Annotated in this window: 24 protein-coding genes; 7 read left to right on the forward strand and 17 right to left on the reverse strand. The window is 42.5% G+C overall.

Annotated elements, in window-relative coordinates:
• Positions 1-20: 20 nt before the first annotated feature.
• Positions 21-848 (forward strand): HEAT repeat domain-containing protein, encoded by an 828-nt coding sequence (locus AACU33_RS31600; protein ID WP_096594239.1) that lies wholly within the window; start codon positions 21-23, stop codon positions 846-848.
• Positions 849-959: 111 nt separating this feature from the next.
• On the opposite strand, the gene AACU33_RS31605 is transcribed toward AACU33_RS31600, so the two are convergent.
• The 5 genes from AACU33_RS31605 to AACU33_RS31625 all read right to left on the reverse strand — a co-directional run bounded on the left by AACU33_RS31605 (position 960) and on the right by AACU33_RS31625 (position 4,691).
• The gene (locus tag AACU33_RS31605) at positions 960-1,172 is read right to left on the reverse strand and encodes a phycobilisome linker polypeptide (protein WP_096594240.1); all 213 of its coding nucleotides are present in this window, start codon (positions 1,170-1,172) and stop codon (positions 960-962) included.
• An 87-nt stretch (positions 1,173-1,259) separates the two neighbouring features.
• The gene (locus AACU33_RS31610; RefSeq protein ID WP_096594241.1) at positions 1,260-2,126 is read right to left on the reverse strand and encodes a phycobilisome linker polypeptide; all 867 of its coding nucleotides are present in this window, start codon (positions 2,124-2,126) and stop codon (positions 1,260-1,262) included.
• Positions 2,127-2,219: 93 nt separating this feature from the next.
• Positions 2,220-3,035, reverse strand: coding sequence for a phycobilisome linker polypeptide (locus AACU33_RS31615; protein WP_096594242.1), 816 nt, complete (start codon positions 3,033-3,035; stop codon positions 2,220-2,222).
• Between the two features lie 521 nt (positions 3,036-3,556).
• Positions 3,557-4,048 (reverse strand): phycocyanin subunit alpha, encoded by a 492-nt coding sequence (gene cpcA / locus AACU33_RS31620; protein WP_096594243.1) that lies wholly within the window; start codon positions 4,046-4,048, stop codon positions 3,557-3,559.
• Between the two features lie 121 nt (positions 4,049-4,169).
• Positions 4,170-4,691 (reverse strand): phycocyanin subunit beta, encoded by a 522-nt coding sequence (locus AACU33_RS31625; protein WP_339376399.1) that lies wholly within the window; start codon positions 4,689-4,691, stop codon positions 4,170-4,172.
• 794 nt (positions 4,692-5,485) lie between these two features.
• On the opposite strand from AACU33_RS31625, the gene AACU33_RS31630 reads away from it, so the two are divergent.
• Entirely contained in the window at positions 5,486-5,902 is a 417-nt protein-coding gene (locus AACU33_RS31630) for a nuclear transport factor 2 family protein (protein ID WP_339376400.1), read from the forward strand.
• 84 nt (positions 5,903-5,986) lie between these two features.
• Here the strand turns inward: AACU33_RS31630 and AACU33_RS31635 are convergent, their stop codons facing one another.
• Positions 5,987-6,463, reverse strand: coding sequence for a cupin domain-containing protein (locus AACU33_RS31635; protein WP_096594245.1), 477 nt, complete (start codon positions 6,461-6,463; stop codon positions 5,987-5,989).
• A gap of 93 nt (positions 6,464-6,556) precedes the next feature.
• On the opposite strand from AACU33_RS31635, the gene AACU33_RS31640 reads away from it, so the two are divergent.
• The 4 genes from AACU33_RS31640 to AACU33_RS31655 all read left to right on the forward strand — a co-directional run bounded on the left by AACU33_RS31640 (position 6,557) and on the right by AACU33_RS31655 (position 8,493).
• Positions 6,557-6,910 carry a winged helix-turn-helix transcriptional regulator gene (locus tag AACU33_RS31640; protein WP_096594246.1) on the forward strand — a complete coding sequence of 118 codons (354 nt, stop codon included), beginning with the start codon at positions 6,557-6,559 and terminating at the stop codon, positions 6,908-6,910.
• Complete coding sequence (locus tag AACU33_RS31645) at positions 6,888-7,205, forward strand: hypothetical protein (protein WP_339376401.1); 318 nt, start codon at positions 6,888-6,890, stop codon at positions 7,203-7,205. Before AACU33_RS31640 ends, AACU33_RS31645 begins: the two co-directional genes overlap by 23 nt.
• Positions 7,206-7,331: 126 nt before the next feature.
• Positions 7,332-7,946: a phycobiliprotein lyase gene (locus tag AACU33_RS31650; RefSeq protein WP_096594247.1), complete on the forward strand. Its 615-nt coding sequence runs from the start codon at positions 7,332-7,334 to the stop codon at positions 7,944-7,946.
• Positions 7,903-8,493 (forward strand): hypothetical protein, encoded by a 591-nt coding sequence (locus tag AACU33_RS31655; protein ID WP_096594248.1) that lies wholly within the window; start codon positions 7,903-7,905, stop codon positions 8,491-8,493. The genes AACU33_RS31650 and AACU33_RS31655 overlap by 44 nt, the downstream gene beginning before the upstream one ends.
• Positions 8,494-8,506: 13 nt before the next feature.
• On the opposite strand, the gene AACU33_RS31660 is transcribed toward AACU33_RS31655, so the two are convergent.
• From AACU33_RS31660 to AACU33_RS31670, 3 genes are all read right to left on the reverse strand, one after another.
• On the reverse strand, positions 8,507-8,962 hold the full coding sequence (locus AACU33_RS31660; protein WP_096594249.1) for a GFA family protein: 456 nt from the start codon (positions 8,960-8,962) through the stop codon (positions 8,507-8,509).
• A gap of 198 nt (positions 8,963-9,160) precedes the next feature.
• The gene (locus AACU33_RS31665) at positions 9,161-9,706 is read right to left on the reverse strand and encodes a hypothetical protein (protein ID WP_096594250.1); all 546 of its coding nucleotides are present in this window, start codon (positions 9,704-9,706) and stop codon (positions 9,161-9,163) included.
• A 62-nt stretch (positions 9,707-9,768) separates the two neighbouring features.
• The gene (locus tag AACU33_RS31670) at positions 9,769-10,866 is read right to left on the reverse strand and encodes a DUF3239 domain-containing protein (RefSeq protein WP_096594251.1); all 1,098 of its coding nucleotides are present in this window, start codon (positions 10,864-10,866) and stop codon (positions 9,769-9,771) included.
• 162 nt (positions 10,867-11,028) lie between these two features.
• Between AACU33_RS31670 and AACU33_RS31675 the strand changes: the two genes are divergently transcribed.
• Positions 11,029-12,072 (forward strand): aromatic ring-hydroxylating dioxygenase subunit alpha, encoded by a 1,044-nt coding sequence (locus tag AACU33_RS31675; RefSeq protein ID WP_096594252.1) that lies wholly within the window; start codon positions 11,029-11,031, stop codon positions 12,070-12,072.
• Between the two features lie 52 nt (positions 12,073-12,124).
• Here AACU33_RS31675 and AACU33_RS31680 read toward each other — a convergent pair whose 3' ends face one another.
• From AACU33_RS31680 to AACU33_RS31715, 8 genes are all read right to left on the reverse strand, one after another.
• Positions 12,125-13,201, reverse strand: coding sequence for an aldose epimerase family protein (locus tag AACU33_RS31680; RefSeq protein ID WP_096594253.1), 1,077 nt, complete (start codon positions 13,199-13,201; stop codon positions 12,125-12,127).
• A 212-nt stretch (positions 13,202-13,413) separates the two neighbouring features.
• Positions 13,414-14,817: a sugar porter family MFS transporter gene (locus AACU33_RS31685; RefSeq protein ID WP_096594254.1), complete on the reverse strand. Its 1,404-nt coding sequence runs from the start codon at positions 14,815-14,817 to the stop codon at positions 13,414-13,416.
• Between the two features lie 89 nt (positions 14,818-14,906).
• Positions 14,907-16,529: an iron uptake porin gene (locus tag AACU33_RS31690; protein ID WP_096594255.1), complete on the reverse strand. Its 1,623-nt coding sequence runs from the start codon at positions 16,527-16,529 to the stop codon at positions 14,907-14,909.
• A 365-nt stretch (positions 16,530-16,894) separates the two neighbouring features.
• Positions 16,895-17,881, reverse strand: coding sequence for an ABC transporter permease subunit (locus AACU33_RS31695; RefSeq protein WP_096594256.1), 987 nt, complete (start codon positions 17,879-17,881; stop codon positions 16,895-16,897).
• Complete coding sequence (locus AACU33_RS31700) at positions 17,878-19,431, reverse strand: sugar ABC transporter ATP-binding protein (RefSeq protein ID WP_096594257.1); 1,554 nt, start codon at positions 19,429-19,431, stop codon at positions 17,878-17,880. Before AACU33_RS31700 ends, AACU33_RS31695 begins: the two co-directional genes overlap by 4 nt.
• A gap of 118 nt (positions 19,432-19,549) precedes the next feature.
• The gene (locus AACU33_RS31705; protein ID WP_096594258.1) at positions 19,550-20,584 is read right to left on the reverse strand and encodes a substrate-binding domain-containing protein; all 1,035 of its coding nucleotides are present in this window, start codon (positions 20,582-20,584) and stop codon (positions 19,550-19,552) included.
• A gap of 82 nt (positions 20,585-20,666) precedes the next feature.
• A complete protein-coding gene (locus AACU33_RS31710; protein WP_339376403.1) occupies positions 20,667-21,686 on the reverse strand; it encodes a substrate-binding domain-containing protein in 1,020 nt (339 codons plus the stop codon).
• Positions 21,687-22,665: 979 nt separating this feature from the next.
• A complete protein-coding gene (locus AACU33_RS31715) occupies positions 22,666-23,559 on the reverse strand; it encodes an inositol oxygenase family protein (RefSeq protein WP_096594260.1) in 894 nt (297 codons plus the stop codon).
• Between the last annotated feature and the right edge of the window lie 97 nt (positions 23,560-23,656).

The raw sequence follows: 23,656 nt of genomic DNA on the forward strand, positions 1-23,656 counted from the left end.
TATTGCTTCCCTTCTTCCTCATGCCTGATAACCTTGAGACTCTAATTCGCGCAGTAGAAGTCGCAGATTCCTCTCTCCTTTTACAAGAAGCTGTAAAAAACCTGGCAGCGGCTCGTTTAGAAGGAGCCATTCCCACCTTGATTGCCTCTTTGAGCTATAACAATCCAGGTGCAGCCGTGGCAGCTGTCGATGGGCTAATCCAAATTGGCGAACCCGCAGTCCCAGGTCTTTTGGAGCTACTCGACTTGCATAACTACACCGCCAGATCGTGGGCAATCCGCGCTTTGGCAGGAATTGGCGATCCGAGAGGATTAGTAACTTTGTTGGGAGCAGCCACCGCAGACTTTGCCCTCAGCGTCCGCCGGGCGGCCGCTAAAGGTTTAGGAATGATGAAGTGGCATTGGTTCCCTGACGATCTCCTAGAAATTGCCCAAGCAGAAGCATTGGAAGCATTGCTATTTGTGGCTCAGGAAGATGATGAGTGGGTAGTACGCTATTCAGCCGTAGTTGGTTTACAGTATCTTGCCGATGCCATTGCTGTCACTTATCCAGAATGGCGATCGCAAATCGAGTCTCAGTTTGAGCAAATGGCTGTCAAAGATAACAGTTGGGCAGTGCGTGCCCGTGCTTTGATGGCACAGCAGCAACTCCAAGCACAGACAGCTACCGTTCCACCTGTGGCAGACGATCGATCCTCACCTTTGTCTTCTATGGACTGGCAGAAGATTATGGAAGGTTTGTACGGACGCAAGGGACAAGAGCGACAAGAGCAACTTGTATTTGCAGAAGGCGATCCGCGCCGTTATCAAGAATTGGCGGTTGCGATCGCTCAAAATGCGAATGAATAATTTCGTAGTCAGGACTAAAGTCCTGCATTTTAGCTAAAAACCGACACATACTTCTTGAAAGTACAGTGTCGGTTTTATTTTAGTTTCAAGTTAAATTAATGAGACAAAGCACTAATTTTCATCGATGTTCAGCGTTAGCGGTTGGATATTGACAATCTTGCCACCCAAGCGATTAATTCGCTGAAGCTCTTCATTAAAACGGCTAAAAGGAACAGTGATAAATACACTAGCGCTGGAACGAATCGGGTAATTGTTTTGATTCGTGACCTCATTTTGCTGCAAACCCGAAACTTCAACCTGAAAACTCCGACTGGGATAAACCATTTTGATATCCTACCAATCAATTTATTATGGGCATCGGGTATGGGGCATTGGGCACGGGGAAGAAAACTCCCCACACTCCCTCATCTCCTAAAGTGGAGTAACGCTGGCAATTTTGCCATTGCGACGTTGAACTTGTTGAAAATAATTAGATAGCTGTTCGTAGGGGATAATTACTGCTTTGTTAATGCGACGAACCTTGGGATAACCAGGTTGAGAAATGCTAGCAACTTCAACGCGATAAAGTCGTCCTTTTCCAAAAGCTTGCGAGCCTTGAAACGTGCTGCTGGGGGTTTGTCCTTTGACGGAGGGACGATAAGCAAAGCCATTGTTACTACCCGCAGGAGCAATAACCGTTGAAGCACTATTTTTTGCTAATTCGCTAGCCAAACGCGAAGAATTGCCGGAAATTTGAGAGCGATCGCTCGTTGCATAACCGCGATATAGTTGAAAAATTCGGGTAAAGCCTACTGTTTTCTGCCCTAGTTGATTGCTGAATCCCCGATAATAGGGCACAATATTGTCCCCAAAATTTGTCTGGTATTCGGTTGAGTCTATGTAGGAATCAATATCTGCGTCGTAGCCTTTGGTTTGATATAAATCCAGATGATAGACTATCTCAGATTCATCATAGGGAGCGCGACCGAGCAGATGTTTATAATTTAATTCTGTAACACGGCTATGAAAGTTATTAGAAAAAAACTTTGATTTGTACAGATCTGATTTTGCTAACTGCCTAACAAATTCTTGTACTGTAATATTCCTATTAGTTAAGAGCGATTCCAAAGCCTTCAATCGTTCAGATTGCAGCAAATAATCATTGCCTAAAACCTGACGATAAATAGCAGCAATTACCTGTGCAATTTCTGCTTGAGTGGCATTGGAACGTAATTCAATGGGAGCAGCGTTACTAAATGCAGAAGTTCCGAGTCTGGATGCGGCTGTTGTAATAGCCATCTAAAAGTCTCCTTAACGAACAATTTTTGTCTAAAAAGGCAGAGGGCAGAAGGAAAGAAGCTTCTGTCTTCACCCTCCTGCCTCCTGTCTTATTCAAGAAAGGGCAATGCTGATTACCTTGCGCCCTTGGCGATTGAGTTGTTGTAAGCGATTCGATAACTGATCGAATGGCACAACTACTTCGCTAATGCTTTGACGAATGCGTGGGGAGTTGGGCGAAGCCGCTTGTGTAACACGAATCCGATAAGTATTGCCACCACGATTTCCTGTTGAAACACCTGTTAAGGAACCAGCATCAGCAGGATAGATAGGAGATACCAAATTTTTCCCCAAATCCCAGGTTAATTGTCCTTTGGGTTTATTTTGGGCGCGATCGCTATTGGCATAACCTCTGTACAACTGAAAGAAACGAGGAAAGCCAGCAGTTTTTTGTCCGACTGTAGTTTGATAACCCCGATAGTAAGGAACTACAGCTTCCCCAAAATTTTGTTGATACTCAAGCGAATCGATGTAAGAATTAATCTCGGCTTCGTAACCTTGAGAATTATAGATATCAACGTGGTAAGCAATTTCTGACTCATCGTAGGGCGCACGACCCAATAGATGCTTATAATTCAGTTCAATAAAGCGAACTTGTGAGTTGGAATAAAAGAACTTTTGCCGATACAGTTCCGATTGAGCGATCGCTCGCACAAAGTCCCGCACGGAAATCTGCGCTTGCAGCAAGAGTGATTCTGCACTAGAGAGTCGCTCGCTTTCAAACAGATGCTCATTACCTAAAACTTGGCGATATGCAGCCCAAATTACTGACTGTACATCTTCTGGCGTGTTCACAAAGCGTAATTCTACTTTTGCACTTTCTGCAAACGGACGAATTCCCAATCGGCTTGCTTCTGTTAACGCTGCCATAATCTTATCTGTTCCTTATTTTCTAACCCGTTAAATCTTGGGAAAAATTTCTTAAGTTACAGCTAAAAACCCATACCAATTCAAAATTCACAATCAGTATTACTAGATTCTCAAAGAGTTTCTGAGTTTAGAACTATTGCTGAATTTTGTAGAATTGGTATAAATTCCTGAATGCTAACCTGTTAATAAATCTTTTTCATCATTAAGAAAAAGCCTTGCGTAATAAGATGAGAAGTTATATACGCAGACAGCACAAGTATTTGAGTCAGATAAAATTGACTGCTAACACATTATGAAGTCAGTGTTTAAAACTTCCCAAGCTTACTACACAAATGCTTGACGCTTTTGCAATTTTGCAACGTTTTACGGCTGCAAACTTAACATTCAGTTTTTGCAGAACAGGATTACATACTGCCAAAAATCATCCGGTAATATCATTCAGCGACATTGCACAATTACCAAATTATTTTTACCCTTGTTCCACAAAACTGAAAAGCTTTTTGGAACTCAACCGAGCTTTACTAGCTCAGAGCATTGATGATGTAATCAATGTAGGAGTTAGCTTCAACAGCAGGATCTCCTGTTAAACCATGATTAGCTTTGATATATTTGAGAGCTTCAATGTACCAGCTAGGAGATAATTCAAAGGTACGGTTAATCTCTGCCAAACCACCAATCAAATAATCATCGATTGGGCCTGTACCACCCACAACTAAAGCGTAAGTAACAATCCGTAGGTAATAGCCGATATCACGAACGCACTTGTCTTTACCAGTTTGAGTAGAAGCGTAGTTGGGGCCTTGAGTGTTGGTGGTGTAGGGGAACTTCTGGTACACAGCATTAGCAGCACCTTCCGCAAGACTAGAAGCTTTTTTAGAGAGTGTTTTTGCTGCTTCTAAGCTGACAGATGCTTGGCGGAAACGACCAAATGCAACTTGGAGTTCAGTGCTGCTTAAGAAACGACCTTGGGAATCGGCAGCTACAACTGCTTCGGTTAAGGGTGTTTTAGTCATTGAAGAATTTTCTCCTAATTGCTTTTACAAAAAATTGGTTGAATAGACTTCTTGCAAAAATTGATTTTTTAACTCAATTTTGCTTCTCTGCAAGAGGTCTAAGAGAATGTATTGTGATAGTTTAGGCAACGGCTGCGGCTGCGCGATCGAAATAAGATGAGACTTCTGCAATTAGACTGCTGCAATCACCACGAGTAATACCGTTGGGGTCATTAGCAATAGCAACTGAGGCTTCTTTCAGCTTTTGAATACCAACTGCAACGGAAGCGCCAGGAGTACCTAAGGCTAAATAGGTTTCCCGTAATCCATTCAGAGCGCGATCGTCTAGAACGCTAGCATCTCCAGCAAAAATCGCGTAGGTGACATAGCGAAGGATGATTTCCAAATCTCGCACACAAGCCGCAGCACGACGGTTTGTGTAAGCATTTCCACCAGGTGCAATTAGTTGAGGTTGTTCAGCAAACAGCGAACGAGCCGCATTAGCAACAATGGAAGACGCATTGCTAGAAATCCGGTTAACAACATCAACGCGCTTGTTACCTTCTTTGACTAAATTGATCAGAGCATCTAACTGACCATCACTGAGGTATTCTCCTCTGGCGTCAGCTTGGGAAACAACCTTAGAAAAAGCATCCTGCACCATAGTGTGACTCTCCTAAATTTTGATTAATTCAGAATTATTGATGAGGGTTTTAGCGATCAATTGCATAATTAACTTTCACTTTTTATCTTACAGATCCTGATGTCTTAAAAAGTCGAACTTCGATTTTTTTATGACAGCAATCTTAGTAAAAAGATCGATCTGGCTTTCTTGTTTTGTGAAAGTTTTTCAATTATCAACAGAAGCAATGAACGCTCAATCAAATAGAGTATTCATTTGCTTTGTTTTACTTTAAACCCTTACAAATTATTTTTATAATGCTTGATATCTATTTTTTATTAAGAAATGTTTAGGGATTATTCTAATAGGTATAATCATTATTTCCTATAACAAATTAAGTCTTATTAAACAAATATTTTATTTAAAAAATGAAAATATATTCTCAGCAGTAAATACCTTAAATCCTTATACAGCAATGCTTTTGGTGAAAATTTATATGTTTTTTGTGAAAAAATATTAAATAAAATTAGTTTGCTTTTACAATTCCAAAATATCGTCAAAGGTTCAATCTTTTATGAGAGAACAAGATTTGATTGAAAAAAATGTGTTGATAAACACATAAACAATAAAAATAAGGAAATCACCATCACATTTTTTACTAAAATATTTACAAAACGTAATCAAAAATCTCTGGTTTCTTAAAATTATGTTGGTGGTGTATTAGTCCGTAGCCAATTTCCCCTTGTGAAGAGGGGTTTAGCCGGACATTGTGATGGAGATTGGAGGGAGGCAAGCCAGATAAAGGGAAGCAAAATACAAGTAACGAACCGTTATAATTGAGCGCAGTAGATTCTGTAGGAAGGCAAATGGAGGGTACAAAACTTCAGACTGCCCAGCAAGCATTTGACTACCTTGCGCAAGGATGGGCAACAGGAAATTTTCAACCTTTCATTGATATGCTTGCGGATGAGGTAATATTCTGGCTGCCGGTGGGCAAACAGCGAGACAAATCCTCTGAATATGAGGATAAACAGCAGATTATTGCCAGACTAGGAACGCGTGCGGAGAGAGGCGATCGCCTCAAGTTCAGCCCACCCGATCGAGTCAGTAGTAACGACATCACAGTTACATTTGAGTTTGAAAGTCAGGGAAACATTCGCAACCAGCCTTTTCAAGGTCGGAATGCTATTTCCTTTGATATTAAAGGTGACAAAATTTCTGGTATCCGAGAGTATCTGGGCGACATAGATTGAGTAACATCGGTATACTTGTCTGCCCAAGATGATAGAAAAGCTTTGCCTGTTGGCCGCTCGATCTAAGGCAAATGTTGAAAGTCCCTAAATCTGCTGCTTGCCAACCCAACTAACTTGCTTGCGAACACCAAAGCCATCTTGAATGGTGTGGTCTTGATAAGAACCAACTCGCGACTGAATTACAATAAAGCACAAATCCTCTGTATCTGAGGTATTTCGCAGACATCTTTCTCCCTCAGGATCTACTCGCACAACGGTTCCTTCACCTATAGGAAATACACAATCATCGACTTGAAACTCACCTTTCCCCCGAATAAAGAGGTAAATTTCTTCATTTAAGCGATGCTTGTGATAAAAAGGCATCGATATCTTGGGGGGTAGGTTGTTTAACGAAATCTCGGCACTTGAGAGATTGAGAATCTGCTTGAGAAATACTTTACCCTCTAACTTGATAGCGGCTTCTGGAGTCTCAAAAGTAAACTGCCGTAATTCAGAAAATAAACCCAAATCAGTCACAGCAAAGTTTTGTCCAGTTCTAGCACCGGGTAGGGCTTGAGCCATTGTAACCTCATTTATTTTTAACTTGCATTTTGCAAGCTAATATAGCAGGTGTTACTTGTAAAATGCAAGTAAGCTGTAAATGTAGTTTTTCCAATGTCTCAATCTCGCCGTTCACCCTGCCCAATTGCTTGTTCGCTTGATTTAATCGGCGATCGCTGGACACTTCTGGTTATTCGAGACATGATGTTTTTTGGAAAACAACGCTTTGAAGAGTTTTTAGAGTCTCCAGAAGGAATTTCAACCAATATTTTGACCAATCGCCTGAAGTTTCTGGAAGAGGCTGGCTTGTTGGAGAAACAACCATATAGCAACCATCCTCGGAGAATGAACTACCAATTAACAGAGCGAGGAAGAAGTCTTCGCCCCGTACTCAAAGCCATGATTGCTTGGGGACTTAAGAATATTCCGGAAACAATGATTCCCGATGATGAGCAGTCCCGGATTTGAATTACGCCTATGTCCTGAAGATGCGATCGCATTTATTTTGGCTTTTGGCTGCTGTTCATTAATAGTCACTGTCAGCCACACACATTCCCTTACATTTGATGCCGTTGGTAGCTGTGCGCAGACAATGAGAACAGAGAATTTTTTCTGCTTCTGGAGCAGTATTTGTGCTGGTGCTTGCTTGTGTTTGGTCTTTGTCGGTTTGGCAGTTCACGGCGATCGGGGTAACGGAAGTTTTTTGTGGTTTATTTCTACATTTTACAAATCACAGAGATTTCCTCTCACCTGTCCGTTTTGAACACTGCCTCATAGCGACACGGAATGAAATATTGAGATCGGATTGAAAATGAGGATTGCTCTTGCAGTTCTATAATTGATCGGGTATGGGTTTCTCAACTTTTTGTTTGGAGTTAGCTTTTAGTTTATGGATGCAATGGAGTTTTTTGAACTAAGTAGTGGTAGATGGCGATCGCAACGCACAACACACCACCTGGCCTTCAAGCGCTCTGAAGCCGGAGAATCGGATATTCAGGTTCAAGCCCTTGCTGCAGATAATCCTCAAGTAATTGAAATCTGCCAACTCCATCAGGTAGACCCCAAGTTGGCTATCGGTGGTGCTTTTGTCTCTTGGCAAGGCGCAATGGGATGGGATAGAGAAGAGGAAAACCATGAAGGTTCGACAGTCTTCTCCCTGGTTCCCGATGCCGATAACCCCCGCCAAGGATCGCTGCTGCGAGAAAGAGGTTATGCCGAAGTTGTACCGGTGGCTGGACGCTATCACATGGATGATGAAAACGCCTTAGTCCTGACGACCGAGTATGAAACCATGAGTTCGATTGAGAGATTCTGGTTTGTCAGTCCTGGTATTCGGATGCGAACAAGTACAGTCAAACGGTTCGGTGGTTTTAGCACTGCTACCTTCTGTACTGAATTCCGGATTGCAGACGCTTCAGATGAAGCTAACCTGTCAAATCTGACTCCTAACCAGATTCAAAATGCGGCTAAATCCACAAAATACTTCTCCTTCTTTGGCTGGTAAATTAATCGTCACTACTAGTACCGATCCATTGACACGAGGGCTAGACTACCTCTATGGAGTTCGCAGTCTAGCTCTCGATCCAGAGATGATTGATATAGTTTATGACTTAGAAAACCGTAAATCCCTCTGTGTCTGGATCAGCGAGCATATTGATGGGGTGAACAGACAACTGGAAAACTATCTCCAGGCTTGTCACGATTGTTTTCATCCTTGGGAGCAACCTGCAATTCAAATTTATGCGGCTCCCTTAGCTCAGTCCTTTGGGATTGATGCTCTGTGCAATCTTCAAACAAATCCAATTACCATTTTGATTGATGTCGGACGAGTAGTGCCGACAGATTGGCTGCTATTAGTTGTCCACGAATATGCCCATGCTCATGCGGGTTCGCCAGGACATCACGAAAAATATGCGCGATCGCTCTCTCACCTCTGCCTGGGATTGGGGATTGCACCCCCGGAATTCGGTATGGAATCTCAACTGCGATTTTATCCAGATTGCCGTCCCACTCAGAATCCATTGGCGTTTTGGCGAGGAGAGCATTACTAAGATTTTTTATTCTCTATGAATACTGTTGTGTCCATTTTTCCCATAACAGATGCACATCATCTGGTTGCCCCTCGTAGTTAAGCATCTGCTCTGAAATCGTCACCCAAGGCTGGGCGCTACGCGTCCAAATGTTACCAACTGGACGTAACTTTGTTGTATCATCTAACGTCCCAGCTTTAACGTTGATAGTATCTGGGCTGTAAGTGCGATCGTGAAACAACCGCGTTCCGCAGTCACCGCAGAATAAATTTTTGACTTCGCGCCCGCTATCAGCTTTGCGAATCCAAGCTTTTGGCTGTCCTTGAGTAATAACCAAAGCATCTCGTGGGACAGTCAATGACATACCAAAAGCACTAGAGGATTGTTTTTGACACTCTTTGCAATGGCACAGGTAAAGAGTTAAAGGTTCGGCACGGATTTCATAACGAATCTCCCCGCATTGGCAACCCCCAGTATATGGAAGACTCACCAGTTTTCTCTCCTTGAGAACTAGCTATTACTGTATATGGCTAAGATTATCTCAATTTAAAAGCCGTAGATGTAATTAATAATTGGTAGATTCTCTACTCCAACAGAGTTTGCAATAACTGTGAGCGATCGCGCCTTTTATTTTTGGGAAGTGTTTGGATTTCCTTGTGCAAACCCAAGCTAATAGCTGCGATCGCTATCAATCGAAAGAATAGCCAAGAAAAAAAATCTCACTAGGCTGGTTGTCTGCATAGAGGATAATATATCTAGCTGTACCTCTAGCAATATTGTCCCAAAAAGCATATGCAACATCGGGGTTTGTATTGCCAAAAATAACCGCCTCAATCATTTCATGAGTAGGTTGGTCAGTACCAAACAGAGCAAGGATTCCTTGTAGAGGTAGCGGAAAAGCAGTATTGAAAACTTCGCCAAGTATTTCATAGTATTCTTCTCCACCTAGTAACGCCACTTCAAACTCGTCTTTTGAAAGTGGACATGGTGTATCAGAAACTTTAAGAATATCAAGTATTGAGCGTGTTCCATCAGCTTCGGATGCTTCCAGTGCTGCTTCAATGGATGGATGTTGAGATCCAGGAGTAGGGGAATTTTCCGTGATGGGAAAATCGAGCAATGGTATTGCAGGATTATAGCGACCTGCTTGAAACTCACGTTCTCGTAGCATCTGTAATGCTGCATTGAGATCGGACTGATAATCTGTGTAGTACCAGTATGCTTCCGCACCCATAAGCTTCTCTTAATATGTATTAAGTGATTCGGAGATTATCGAAACTTTGCAGCTACTGAATTCTATACAAAGGGATTGGGAGGCGGATTTCCATTTAACCGGATGTACTCCTCTTGCAACTCTTGGAAATAGTCTGCCAAGCATTGCCCTGTTTCACGCCAGTAAAGTTCTTTTTGATGTATGTAATCGTTGCATCCACAGCAAAATGTGTACTCATTGTATAAAAATGGGTTAATTAAATAGCTACGAATTATTTTTTCTGGCATCCTTGTCGCACCGCCACAATGTGGGTGGATATAAGCTTGCGGAACTATATCAAGCGCTCCTTGATAACGGCGTTCTGGATGCATAGTAATATGATCTGTCATTTGACCATCTGCTAGAAGTTTGGTGTGCTGTTCTCGGTGCATGGGATAAAGCGGTAGGAAAATCAGCTTGTGGCAGAATGCACAACGAACAAAAGGTATGGTGTACAGTCCTGGCTTAGTTGTCCTAATATATGCAAGACCTGCTTCCAGGTGTTCCCATTCCCAATCTGGAATACTCTGCAAGACTCTTTGTATATCAGCTTGATTACCAGTTACACAATCAACAACTATTGGGTGAAAGTTGTCCCAGTAACCTTTGTTAAGGTTGCCCTCATATAGAGCGACTGTAGCTAACCTTGTACCTACTGGTGGTATTCCGTTCTTCATCCACCTAAGCGGTTGCGGCAGAATTTTGATTGCATGATGTGGTTTTTTACCTGTGGTGAGGTCAGTGAATACTGCAATTAGAGGTGGCTTTAATGAAACAACAACACTAGGATTGACACAACCATACAAGAAGTGTTCGCGGATACGGATTATGAGAAATATAAGTTTTTTAATCAGCCAAAATATTCCAACGCCAAACAAAATATTGAATATAGCAATTCCAAATAATGCAGATGGCAAAAGATGTAAACTTTTACCTTCACGCAATACTTCAAAAAAAGCAAACCCAAAAACCCAATTGATTAGACAATCGAAAACAACCAGAATGATGAGTGGAAGAAAAAATTGAATTGGTTCGCTAGGAAATGAACGAATCCAATAGGAATAATCCACAAGAAGATTTCCTGGGTTAGACGCATAGGTATTGCCATCTACCGAAAAAGGACGTTGTGGTTGATTTACCATTGTTATATTCGGGCACCTAATTATGAGTACGAGATTGAAGGATGTACTTAAATATCTTGCTTAAGATTAGATTGCCCTAAATAACATTAAGTTTAACGCCCTAGCTGCACCAAACAGTTGCCATAATCTTAAATACGATCGCTCTCTCTCCCAATTTTCACCATGCAATTTGCAGATTTTTGGTATATTGTTGCACTCAGCGAACAGCTACGGCCTAACACAGTATTAGCACGAACCGTTTTAGGAGAATGGCTAGCAATATTTCGCGGTGAAGATGGACAACCTGTAGCGTTGCGCGATCGCTGTTTGCATCGCAGTAGTCGTCTATCAGCTGGTAAGGTTTGTCAAGGTGCTTTGCAATGTCCTTATCATGGCTGGGTATACGATCGCAGTGGTAAAGTCATTGCTGTTCCGGCGGAGGGAGAGGATTTTAAGCCTTCCCAGCAGCGTCAAGCAAAGCGTTACGCTACCAAAGAACAAGATGGTTATATATATGTGCGGTTAGCTGATACGCCAAGCGAAGAGTTTGCACCCTTTTCTATGCCCTACTATGGAAAACCAGGCTGGGAAACGGTGCGGGTAATTAACCGTTTTGCAAACAACGTTACCAATTGTGCAGAGAACTTTATTGATATTCCCCACACGGCTTTTGTGCATCCAGGTGTATTTCGTAACTCTCGCCAACAAAAATTAGAGATGACTGTAGAAAGGGAAAATGGTGCAGTTTTGGTAGAGTATCGCAATGAAACCAGTAATTTGGGCTGGTACAGTCGGTTTCTAAATCGGGGTGGTGCAGAGATTAAACATAGCGATCGCTTTTATATGCCCAATATTACTTCTGTGGAATATCAAATGAGACGCGATGCCTTCGGCGGGTTTCACCAACGCCATTTGTTTATTACCAGTCAATCTATTCCAGAAACCGATAATTCGACTTTAGTTTACACAGATGTCACCTACAACTATGGCATCTGGAATCAGCTAGCACGTCCGTTTGTGTGGTGGACTGCTCAACATATTATCAGACAGGATATTGAAATTTTAGGGATTCAAGGGGAAGCGATCGCTAAATACGGCACTCAATTTTCTAATACGCCTGCTGACACTATTCATGTATTTGTCGAGTCTATTCGCGCCGCCATCTCTCGTGGAGAAGACCCGCGATTATTGCCCAATCATTCAGTCAAAGTCACATTTTGGGTCTAATATCAAGCGACATCATTTCCAAATGCAAAAAAGTCAGTACACTTTTTCCTCTTTAATGAAGCGAAAGTTTATATTTGGTAACTGTATGATATTTGTCTTTAGGATGTAGTATTACAGATGGAAATCTTGGCTCATTAGGAGAATTAGGAAAATGCTGCGTTTCTAAACATAATGCTGCATATTGTTTAATTGCTTGACCTTCATCTGTTTTAAATGCGCCATTCAGCATATTACCTGAATAAAACTGCATCCCTGGCTGGTCTGTAAATACTTCCAGCTTTCTACCACTGATATCGTCAGTTAATATTGCTATTGGTTTGTCAGAATTATCTTTTTGATTTAATACATAATTATGATCGTATCCACCAGCTTCTTTAATTCTTGTGCCAATCTTATCAGGCGTTTTAAAATCAAAAGGAGTACCTATTACCGATTTGATTTCACCTGTAGGAATAAGATTACTATCGACAGGTATGTAGTTATCCGCATCAATCATCAGAGTATGATTTAAAATCAAATTGCTGACATCACCTGTTAAGTTAAAATAAGAATGATTGGTTAAATTAATCGGGGTAGCTTTGTCAGTTTCGGCATTATATTCAATTTCTAGTTCGTTATCATCTGTAAATGTATAACTAACTTTTACTTGGAGATTGCCAGGATAGCCCTCTTCCGCATCTTTGCTGAGATAACTTAATAGCAATGTAGGTGGATCGCCCTCGATGATTTTTGCATCCCACACTACTTTATCAAAGCCTTTATTACCGCCGTGGAGATGATTTTCGCCATTATTGGTAGGTAAGGAATAGATTTGTCCTTCTATTTGGAATTTTCCTTTAGCAATTCGATTAGCAAAGCGACCAATTAAAGCACCAAAATACGGTGGTTCTGCTAAGTAGCTATCTAAATTTTTATAACCTATAACTATATTTGATTTTTTACCATTTTTATCTAGCGAAATCCATTCAGTAACGATGCCGCCATAGTTGGTAATTTTTACGCGATCGCCTTTTCTATTTGTAAAAGTAAACAGATAAGTTTGTTGATTATCAACTTCACCAAAATTCTCTTTGTTTAAATTAATATTTCCTGGCTGGTTCTGGGATGAAGGATTCTCTAAGGTAGACATTGTTCTATTGTTGATTACACTAAAAGAGTAAAATTATCTGGGAATATTTTTATTATTTTAAATAAACAAAAACAAAAATTTTATTAATTATCAAACTATAAAATTTGTATTCAGATAAAGCAGATGCAGATTGTTCTCTTTAATATAAAGTCTAAAATTTAAATCTGCATCTGCCTGAAAATATTTCCAATCTAGCTCTAGATAGATGTAATTTACATCTCTTCTAATTCCATTCCTTTGGTTTCTCTAATAAAGAACCAAACGAAAAAGAGCGAGATAGCCGCAGCAGTTGTATAAATACCATATGCAGCACCTAGCCCAAAATATTGCAATATCGGCGGAAATGTTGTGGAAACAACGAAATTTGCTATCCATTGCATTGCCGCAGCTACTGCTAGAGCAGCTGCACGAATTCTGTTGTTAAACATTTCTCCCAATAGTACCCAAACTACTGGCCCCCAAGAGAAACCGAAGCAGAACACATATAGGTTAGCTGCAACAAGCGCGATAATACCTGCGTTTCCAGTCAATGTCGGATTACCAGCCGCATCGGTCGCAGCGTGTCCAAAAATATAAGCCATCGTTCCCAAGGTCACGGTCATACCGATTGACCCTAAGATGAGCAAAGGCTTACGACCAAATTTATCTACGAAGGCGATCGCAACTAAGGTAGTAATAATATTGACAGCGCCTGTGATCACTGTAATCGTTAGGGAATTCTTTTCTGAGAACCCGACTGCGCGCCACAACACACTGCTGTAGTAGAAGATGACATTAATCCCAACAAATTGCTGGAATACAGATAAGCCAATTCCAATCCAAACAATTGGGAGGAGTCCGCCACTTCTGCTTAACAGATCGGACATATTGGGACGACGCTCTCGCATGACTGTTTCCCGAATCTCTGCGATTTTTTCCTGTACGTTACCCCCCAAAATTTTGGTTAAAACGTTAGCCGCTTCTGGCTCTCGATTTTGCGCCACTAAATAACGCGGAGATTCTGGAATTGTTAAAGCAGCCATTCCATAGAACACTGCTGGTGGAACTGCTGACCAAAACATCCAACGCCAGGCTGCAATACCAAATAAAAACGGCGACTCTGCTGAACCTGCTGACACAGCAATAAAGTAGTCACTTAGTAAAGCGATAAAAATTCCCACCACAATCGCTAATTGCTGGAGAGAACCTAACCTGCCGCGTAAGTGGGAGGGAGAACATTCTGCAATGTAAGCTGGAGCGATGACACTAGCAGCGCCAACTGCAATTCCACCTAATAAACGCCAAAAGATGAAATCCCAAATAGTAAAGGCAATCCCTGAACCAATAGCACTAATAGTAAATAACGCCGAAGCTACAACCATTGCTTTAACACGACCATAACGGTCTGCAATCTGTCCGGCAAAGAAGGCTCCAACCGCAGACCCTAGCAAAGCGAGGGAGACTGCAAAACCAGTCACCCAACTGCTAGTATTAAAAGCTTTGGATAAAGCTACAACTGCGCCGTTAATTACAGCCGTGTCAAAGCCAAACAAAAAGCCACCAAGAGCAGCAGCGCCCGCAATCAAGATGACATAATAGGTGTTTGCTTGCCGACGAGGACGAGTAGTAGATGTCATAGTTTATTTTTCTTAATCATAGTGAGAGCATTTGCTAAGTAGGTTAATTCGCGTAGACACTAGCATCTCGATTTATTGAGTAAATAGATTTAGAAATCGAAAGTGCTACGCAATACACCGACATACTGTGTATCGTTGTTGCTGTTGTTTTCTGGGTTGAGAATTACCCAAAAACCAGGAGTCACGGAGATGTTATCGTTGACTCGCCAGCGATAAAAAGCTTCGATGTGGTAAGCATTGTCGTTCTCTTGACGAACACTGCTGTTAGTAACGTGGGGTGGGATACCCACAATAATTCCCGGGAGGTTGCCCCTACCCCCAACATCTGGGAAGGATAGACCGACTGCTCCAAACCAGGCATTAGCATTGTCCCCATTGTTAACGAACAACGAATCTATTCCACCTCTGCCATTGGAAATATTACTGAAACCAGAGTTTTCAGCATTTGCCCAGATATATCCGCCCCAAGCGTGGATTTGAAAATTAGGTGAAAAGCGATAGTATCCTTGTGCGCCGACAATATCGTTGGAAGTAGCAATATTATCTCCAAAAGGGGAAGCTGCCAGTCTACTACCAGTTCCGCCTGTGAGATCGACTTTCCCACCAGGATTATAGCCATGAGAGTAGGCGATGCCTATTGCTCCTTCGTCGCCGTGATAGACCAAGTGTGCTAGGGCATTGTAACCGCCATTAAATAGCCCATTGCTTCCTGTTGGAACTTCGGGGGAACCCGCCAAATAGCCTAGAGTCAAAATTAGGTTTTGGGCAATGTTCCAGTTAACAGCCGCACCGCCGCCGCCGCGCCGGAATAGAGGGCTATATTCTCCGAATAAAGAAGGAACACCATTGCCATCATCTGCGATCGTGGCAGGAGTTACGGTCTCTGTGATATCGGTGTAGCCAATGCCTACTGGCCCCACAACAAAAGATAGGGAATCACTCACTGGAAAGTAGTAACGGATGTGGGGAATACTGACTGTATTGTTGCTGTCGGTATCAAAGTTTAGCCGCGTCATGCCTGTACCTGAGGCTGAAGCAATCCGGCTTGTGCCATCAGTATTTAAGAAGTTGCCAAACTCCAAGCGGACGCGCAACATATCTTTGCCTGTAAAGCTGCTCTCTAAGTTGAGACGGCCGCGATATGCAAAGTAAGTATTGGATTCATCGCGATCGCCTCCAACTCTATTACCAAAGGTGTCGCTAACGGCTGTGATAATTTGGGCATTTAATTTAGTAGTGGTGGAAAACTGTTGCTGTTCTAGTGTGGCTGTGCGCGCCTCCAAGGTATCCACACGGCCGCGCAGGGTTGTTAATTCGGCTGCGAACTCCTGCTGCAACTTTTGCAATGTGGCTAAGTCTCCCTTAGTAACCAAATCGCTAGTACTGGTATTAATTAGCTCGCCAATCCGATTCAAGCAAGCATTTAAACCCGCCGCAAATTCATAGCGAGTCAGGGCACGATTGCCGCGATAAGTGCCATTGGGATAACCTGTAATACAGCCGTAGCGTTCAACCAGCGATTGCAAAGCTTGGAATGCCCAATCCGTAGGTTGAACGTCCGAAAGCTGAGAAACAGAGTTTACCTGTTCCTGCAAACTGCTGTTATTATCTGCGGCATCAGCAATTTTTAAATTATCGTTTGCGGGTAATCCCCAGGCTGCCGGAGATAGCAAAAATACAAGGGGAAAACTGTAAAAAAAGTTTTTTAGCATGGTATTAAACGAGATAACTTTAAAAACCTGCTTTTTTGGTTTGACCGTCACCCGTTTGGCGATCGCCGCTGTCACTATCCCTCTATAGGGAAGCAAGCTACACAGAGATCGTCCCCAACCTCTGTATTTATGAATAGAAAAGAAAAAATTTGAGAGAGATACGCTCTAGTTGGATTGCTGTCAGCCTAAATTAGTACAGTTCTGACAACGAGTGAGGCAGTTAATTGCAACTATGATGGGTTAGTTTATCGAGGATTTTAAGACTCTGATACTAGCTCACACTGTTTGTTAGGAGCTTAATCTTCAGATCGGGACTTGTAACAGAAGATTAAGCTGCATATCCCATTAAATCCTGCGATTCTCAATTATCTAGAACGTCTGCGTAGGCGATCGATCATTACGGCCAAAATAATTACTAGTCCCTTAACGACTAGTTGCCAGAAGTAAGATAGGTTCAACAAGGTCAAACCATTGTTGAGAATCGCAATGATCAATGCACCTAGCAGAGTACCGCCAATCGTACCAATACCACCTGTAAAGCTAGTACCACCTAAAATTACAGCCGCGATCGCATCCAATTCATAACCTTGACCCAACAAGCCACTAGCACTATATAAACGGCTAGCACTCATGATGCCTGCCAAACCTGCTAGTAATCCACTCACCCCGTAGACAAATAGCAAGACGCGATTAACTTTAATACCAGTTAATCGTGCTGCCCGTTCGTTACCACCAACAGCATATATCTGCACCCCTAACACAGTTTGTCGCAGAATAAACCAACTAGCTAAGACGGCCAGCAGTGCAATTACTACTAGCCAAGGAAAGGGGCCTAAATAGCTATTACCTACCCAAGCAAAATTGATGTCACGGTTAATAACTGTTGTACCATTGGCAACTAAATAGGCAACGCCTCGTAAGGCGGTTAGCGAACCTAGGGTGACAATAAAGGGCGGTACATCCAAAAAGGTGATCAAAGCACCGTTGATTAAGCCCAAAACTAATCCTGTGAGCAAGCCAACAATTACCGCCGCCCAACCCAAACCTGGAACTAGGGAGGCAATCAGTGTTACTACGGCAGAAACAGCCAATATCGATCCAACAGAAAGGTCAATACCTCCAGTTAGGATGACAAAGGTCATTCCCGTTGCCAGCACAATATTGATTGATGCTTGCCGCAATATATTGATGGCGTTACCGGGTGTAAGGAAGCTGGGGGTCAAAACCGCAAACAAGATGCAGATAAGTAGCAAAATCGGCAGAATCCCTGCAATCTGGATGAGGTTGTTGATTGATTGACGCTGGCGCGATACTGGTTGCGCACCTGGTCTATGTCTGACAGTTTGACTCATGATCCTTGTACCTCCGCTGCTCCAGTGGCATAGTGCATAATTTTTTCTTGGGTTATTTCTTTACCGAGGCTGCCATCCAGTTCGCCTACTATCTGCCCTTCTCGCATTACCAAAACGCGATCGCTCATGCCGACAATCTCCGGTAGTTCGCTGGAAACCATCAAAATCGCAATCCCATGTGCTGCTAGTTCGCTCATAATCCGGTAAATTTCGCTTTTAGCACCGATATCTACACCGCGTGTCGGCTCATCCAGCATCAATACTTTTGGCTTAATCGCTAGCCAGCGCGCCAGCAGTAGCTTTTGCTGATTCCCGCCAGAAAGATCCACGGCTCTAATTTCCAGGTTGGCAAGCCGGATATGAAAGTTTTCTACTGCGTCTGTGGCAATCTGATTGACCGAACCCCAGTTAACGACGCCAGCTTTAGCATCCTGCTTCAGCCTATTAAGGGCAATATTCTTGCGAGAACTCATCTCCAGAAACAAACCTTGGTCTTTACGGTCTTCTGGAACATAACCAATGCCGACAGCAATGGCATCGCTGGGATTATTTATCTCAAGTCTTTTGCCATCTAGAAATACTTCACCACCAGTTTTGCGGTCAGCACCAAAAATTAGCCGGGATAGTTCGGTGCGTCCTGCACCCACTAACCCGGCTAAACCGAGAATTTCTCCGGCATGAATTTCAAAACTAGCAGGTTCAATCTTGCGGCCATCGGTGATATTCCTGACAGCCAGCACCACTGGCCCAAAATCCGTTCGCCGCTGATGTTCGTAAAAATCCTGCATCGGACGACCGACCATCATTTGCACCAAGCGCTGGGGTGAAATTTCATCCCTTGTCAAACTACCAACATATTGACCATCGCGTAGCACGCTAATTCGGTTCGCCAAGGCATACACTTCTTCCATGCGGTGACTGATGTAGATAATGGCAATGCCGTCATCTCGGAGTTTACGAATTACTTCAAACAAACGTTCAGTCTCGCGGTCAGATAGGGCAGCGGTTGGCTCGTCCATCACCAGGATGCGGCTTTTATCCTTCAAGGCGCGGGCAATTTCCACCTGCTGCTGTTCGGCAATGGAGAGAGTACCAACTATATCAGTTGTCGCAAAACTCGCACCGAGACTTTGCAAGACTTGCCGTGCTTCCTGTTCCATGCCTTGGCGGTCTAAAAACTGACCCCGCCGTAACTCGCTACCCATAAACATATTTTCGGTAACGGTTAAATTGGGTGCGACATTCAGTTCTTGATAGATGAGATTAATCCCCGCCTGTCGCGCTGTTGCTGGGTCAGTAATTTTTATAGGTTGACCATTGATGCGAATCTCGCCTTCATCGGCAATGTAAGCCCCAGCCAGGATTTTCATCAATGTGCTTTTACCTGCTCCGTTCTCGCCCATGAGAGCGTGAACTTCTCCCGGATAAATCGTGAGATTGACATTTTGCAGCGCCGGAACACCATGAAATCGTTTAGTAATTCCCTGCATTTCTAATACAGGGTTAGCCGTTGGTGAGCCAGGAAAAGAAGTTTCAATACTTGTGGTCATGAACACATCCTGTATACACAATTTAAAATTTGTGATTGGGCATAGGGTATGGTATGGGGCATTGGTTATTTCTCCCTTGTCCTCCTTGTCCCCTGCTCCCTGCCCCCCTGCCTCTTCACTACCAGCCTTGTTCAGTTGCGACGTTGTCTTTGGTGATCAGCTTGACTGGAATCAGAATGGTGGAATTAGCTGGTTTCTTACCATGCAAGATGTTATTGCCCACATCAACTGCTTCTTTAGCCATGCCTCTAGGATTTTGAGTAGCAGTTGCTGCATATATACCATCTTTATTGGCGATCGCTTTGATTGCTTCTGGCGCACCATCGACCCCAACAATAAAGAACTCTTTACGTTGTGCTTGGGTAGCTGCTAATTCTGCTCCCACTCCACTGGGGTCGTTAATGGCAAATACCGCATCTATCTTCGGGAAGGTTGTCAGCAAGTCTGTCATCACCCTCAGTCCGCCGTCTCGACTGCCTTCTGCATTCTGGTTTTTCGAGAGGATTTTAATACCGGGATATTTGGACAATACATTCTCGCAGCCATTAACCCGTTGGATTACCGACTCTACCTGCGGCCCGTTGACGATGACGACATCACCTTTGCCTTTGAGTCGATCGGCAATATATTTACAAGCAACTTCTCCCGCTTGCACGTTATTAGTAGTAACGGTGGCATCTACGCCTTCTGCACCTGTATCTACTGCAACTACGATTCTACCTGCTTGCTTGGCTTTTTCTACTGCTGGCTTAATGCCAGTTTTATCGGCAGCATTCAGGATAATTACGTCAGTATTGGAAGCTGTAAAATTTTCAATTTGATTAGCTTGTTGGTTGAGGTCATAGGCGCTGGAAACCACACTCACCTTGACATCATTACCGCCAATTCTCTTGGCTTCTGCCTCAATTTCCTTGCCCATCAGGACGAAAAAGGGGTTACTCAAATCGCCAGCCGTGAAAGCCACCGAGCGTAATTTCTTATCCCCAGTGGCAGTATTAGTCTGGGCGCTAGTATTGCTAGCAGTTTTGGTGGTTGTGTTAGTATCCGTGTTAGTAGCAGTCTTGTCATTTTGAGCGCCATTTGAGCAACCAATCAAAGTACCGCTAAGAATGCCTAATATGCTAGCTGCGATCGCAATTCGTTTCACATTCATATCTCCTCATTCAAAAAGTTTTTAAGTTGGGCATGGGGCATTGGGCATTTCTTTTCCCCCTGCACCCTGCACCCTGCCTCTTCTACCAGCCTTGATAGCTGCTAAGGTTCTCACGGGTGACTAACTTGACTGGAACCAGAATGTTGGGATTACTCGGTTTTTTGCCTTGGATGACATCGTTACCCACCTGAACGGCTTTTTCTGCCATCCCGGCGGGATTTTGCGCCGCAGTGGCAGCAAATAAACCATCTTTGTCTTCCATTGCTTTGGTTGCGTCTGGCGAACCATCAACCCCAACAATAAAAAATTCTTTGCGTCTTGCTTGTCTAGCTGCTAAATCTGCTCCTACCCCACTTTGATCGTTAGTGGCAAAGACTGCATCAATCTTGGGAAAGGTTGTGAGCAAGTCTGTCATCACTCTGAGTCCGCCATCTCTTGTCCCTTCAGCGTTCTGGTCTTTAGAGAGGATTTTGATTCCGGGATATTTGGACAGTGATGTCATACAGCCTTGTACGCGTTGGACGATGGAGTCCATCTGCGTACCGTTGAGGATGACTACGTTACCTTGACCCTTGAGGCGATCGCCTATATATTTGCAAGCAATCTCTCCAGCTTGGGTATTGTTGGAGCTAATCATTGCATCTACATCTGCATCAACGGCCGAGTCTACTGCAACTACAACCCTACCTGCTTGTCTGGCTTGGTCGATTGCTGGTTTGACTCCTTTTTTGTCCACAGCACTGAGGATAATTAGGTCAGTATTCGCGGCGGTGAAATTTTCGATTTGGTTGGTTTGCTGGTTGAGGTCAAAGGCGCTGGAAACTGTATTTACTCTGACATTACTGCCGATTTTCTTGGCTTGTCTCTCAGCACCTTTCTGCACTGCTACGTAGAAGGGATTACCTAAGTCACCAAGGCTAACACCAATAGTTTTTAATTTTCCATTTTCATTACTAGCTTTACTCTGGGCGCTAGTGTTGATAGCAGTGTTGGTCTCAGTGGTAGCAGTGTTGTCCTTAGAAGCGCCATTTGTACAACCCACAACAGTACCGCTAACTAAACCTAATATACTAATTGCGATCGCCATTCTCTTCATATTCATCTCTATCCCACAACGCATTTCAATCTCAGGAAGATGGGCAGAATCTAAATCTGCAATGTCATCACAATATGAACTAGGCCTGATGACTTCAGACCTAACTTAGTGGCACTGCTAACCTTTGCAAGCTCAACTCTGCTCAAATCTGTTGTGTTCTTACTTGATTTGAGTTATTTTTCTGAGTCCCACTAAATTAATTTTTTTGCGTTTTAAAGCAAAACCAAGCTTTTTCAAATCCTTCAAATATTCACATTTGTTTAATATGTATTTGAAAGTATGTGAATCAAGACAGGTTTTATCGGGTTCTTCTGTTAAGTTATGCAAAATAAACCTGTTTTCTTAAAACACCTTTACTAAAGGAAGAAAACTATTTTATTTCTCTATTTCTAGAGAAGTATTGCTGATATATAAGCAGATTTAAGCTTATTTATCAGTTTAACTAAACTCATTCCCACACTTTCAGCTAAATTCATAAAAGTTAACAGCATGGCAGGTAAATATTCAATGAAAAATTCTAGATTGTTGCAGGCAAAGTATTGCTCATTATTATTGAAAAACCGTAAAACCCTAGACAGAATAAATAGGCATTTTCATGTATAATATGTATTACACTTATGTGCCTTAAAACCCTGCCGTCTCGTTTGTTGGCTTGACTTCAATAAGCTAGTAAAGTGAAGTTTTATCGCGATTCTAAACGTTATATATTACAAAAATTTATGATTTTCCTCTACCTAACGTAAGAGAATAGCGATAGATACAAAATTTGTTACTTAATTGTTGCGCTAGCACATCTCCATACTCGTTTTATAAGTTTACATTTGCCAAGACCTGGTTTTGTTTTGGCAATACTTAGCCTGATTTAAGCTTGCTCAATACTTTTACGCATGAGGAACAGCTAACATCATCTTCATCTCAGCAAGCCCTATCAGATATGCGGTCTGTGCATTGTTACTTCATACTGAGACTTGCAACTATTTCACCTTTAAAATTTGATGGTTGGGGGTAAATATTTAGCCACTAAATCTTCATAATATGGCTTGAGTTGTTGCCAATCTGGAGGATTGGGATTTTTAGAATACAAATCGTAGGGATTGAATAACTTCACCCACTTAAACATTTCGCGATCGCGTTCGTTCATCAAATGTTCGTAAGCATTTTCTCGATGTTGTGGATAAAATGAGTGATAGCGGAGAATGTACAATGCGGGTTCCGGTAAATAGGGTTTCATGATGCGATAACAATACTCATCATGTCCCCATGACATATGTACGTTACTCAATCCACAATTCGGCTGATAAACACCATATTTAGTGTTATATTTCGGGTGATTGTAATCGGGATTCTCTTGAAAAAGCTCTGAGAAAACTATTTTATCAGAGAAGGCACATCCTACAGGATAGGTATCGCCTACAGTAGCCCATTGAGGTTCGCCAAACAGACAAAGTACTTTCCCCAAATCGTGAAAGAAGCCTGTCAGTACCATCCAGTCAGGATGACCATCAGCACGAATAGCTTCTGATGTTTGCAATAAGTGTTGTAATTGGTCTAAATCTGTATCTGGATCGGAATCATCTACTAATTGATTCAAAAATTCTACTGCTTCCCAAATCGACATTTCTTTTTTGTCAAACTTGGAAAACTCTGCTTCTTTTTTTAAGACAAAATCGTAGGTCTGATTAATATGATTTAATCGATAAAATTCTTTGACAGTATCTCTAGTAGTAGTTTCATAATTCCTGTACTCTGCGGTAGTCTTACCTTCTTTAACTATGCTTTCTGGATCGGGATAGCGATTTAGCAGGTCTTCTTCCCATTCTTCTAGTGAATGTAAGGGATTGTTTTGTGATTGCTCTATAGGATTGAGTGTGTGAGACATATCGGGTTTTTAAATGGTGGTTTTACAAGCCCTGCACACGTGTGCATAAATCCATATTTTTATCCTTGCACACGTGTGCATAAAATGTACGTTAAGT

The organism is Calothrix sp. NIES-2098 (genome assembly GCF_963875125.1).
Taxonomy (GTDB): Bacteria; Cyanobacteriota; Cyanobacteriia; order Cyanobacteriales; family Nostocaceae; genus Aulosira.

Bases quoted from the DNA above. Each gene is read 5' to 3' on its own strand.
- AACU33_RS31600 (WP_096594239.1), top strand. From the start codon at position 21: ATGCCTGATAACCTTGAGACTCTAATTCGCGCAGTAGAAGTCGCAGAT.
- AACU33_RS31605 (WP_096594240.1), bottom strand. From the start codon at position 1,172: ATGGTTTATCCCAGTCGGAGTTTTCAGGTTGAAGTTTCGGGTTTGCAG.
- AACU33_RS31610 (WP_096594241.1), bottom strand. From the start codon at position 2,126: ATGGCTATTACAACAGCCGCATCCAGACTCGGAACTTCTGCATTTAGT.
- AACU33_RS31615 (WP_096594242.1), bottom strand. From the start codon at position 3,035: ATGGCAGCGTTAACAGAAGCAAGCCGATTGGGAATTCGTCCGTTTGCA.
- cpcA (WP_096594243.1), bottom strand. From the start codon at position 4,048: ATGACTAAAACACCCTTAACCGAAGCAGTTGTAGCTGCCGATTCCCAA.
- AACU33_RS31625 (WP_339376399.1), bottom strand. From the start codon at position 4,691: ATGGTGCAGGATGCTTTTTCTAAGGTTGTTTCCCAAGCTGACGCCAGA.
- AACU33_RS31635 (WP_096594245.1), bottom strand. From the start codon at position 6,463: ATGGCTCAAGCCCTACCCGGTGCTAGAACTGGACAAAACTTTGCTGTG.
- AACU33_RS31640 (WP_096594246.1), top strand. From the start codon at position 6,557: ATGTCTCAATCTCGCCGTTCACCCTGCCCAATTGCTTGTTCGCTTGAT.
- AACU33_RS31645 (WP_339376401.1), top strand. From the start codon at position 6,888: ATGATGAGCAGTCCCGGATTTGAATTACGCCTATGTCCTGAAGATGCG.
- AACU33_RS31650 (WP_096594247.1), top strand. From the start codon at position 7,332: ATGGATGCAATGGAGTTTTTTGAACTAAGTAGTGGTAGATGGCGATCG.
- AACU33_RS31655 (WP_096594248.1), top strand. From the start codon at position 7,903: ATGCGGCTAAATCCACAAAATACTTCTCCTTCTTTGGCTGGTAAATTA.
- AACU33_RS31665 (WP_096594250.1), bottom strand. From the start codon at position 9,706: ATGGGTGCGGAAGCATACTGGTACTACACAGATTATCAGTCCGATCTC.
- AACU33_RS31670 (WP_096594251.1), bottom strand. From the start codon at position 10,866: ATGGTAAATCAACCACAACGTCCTTTTTCGGTAGATGGCAATACCTAT.
- AACU33_RS31675 (WP_096594252.1), top strand. From the start codon at position 11,029: ATGCAATTTGCAGATTTTTGGTATATTGTTGCACTCAGCGAACAGCTA.
- AACU33_RS31680 (WP_096594253.1), bottom strand. From the start codon at position 13,201: ATGTCTACCTTAGAGAATCCTTCATCCCAGAACCAGCCAGGAAATATT.
- AACU33_RS31685 (WP_096594254.1), bottom strand. From the start codon at position 14,817: ATGACATCTACTACTCGTCCTCGTCGGCAAGCAAACACCTATTATGTC.
- AACU33_RS31690 (WP_096594255.1), bottom strand. From the start codon at position 16,529: ATGCTAAAAAACTTTTTTTACAGTTTTCCCCTTGTATTTTTGCTATCT.
- AACU33_RS31695 (WP_096594256.1), bottom strand. From the start codon at position 17,881: ATGAGTCAAACTGTCAGACATAGACCAGGTGCGCAACCAGTATCGCGC.
- AACU33_RS31700 (WP_096594257.1), bottom strand. From the start codon at position 19,431: ATGACCACAAGTATTGAAACTTCTTTTCCTGGCTCACCAACGGCTAAC.
- AACU33_RS31705 (WP_096594258.1), bottom strand. From the start codon at position 20,584: ATGAATGTGAAACGAATTGCGATCGCAGCTAGCATATTAGGCATTCTT.
- AACU33_RS31710 (WP_339376403.1), bottom strand. From the start codon at position 21,686: ATGAATATGAAGAGAATGGCGATCGCAATTAGTATATTAGGTTTAGTT.
- AACU33_RS31715 (WP_096594260.1), bottom strand. From the start codon at position 23,559: ATGTCTCACACACTCAATCCTATAGAGCAATCACAAAACAATCCCTTA.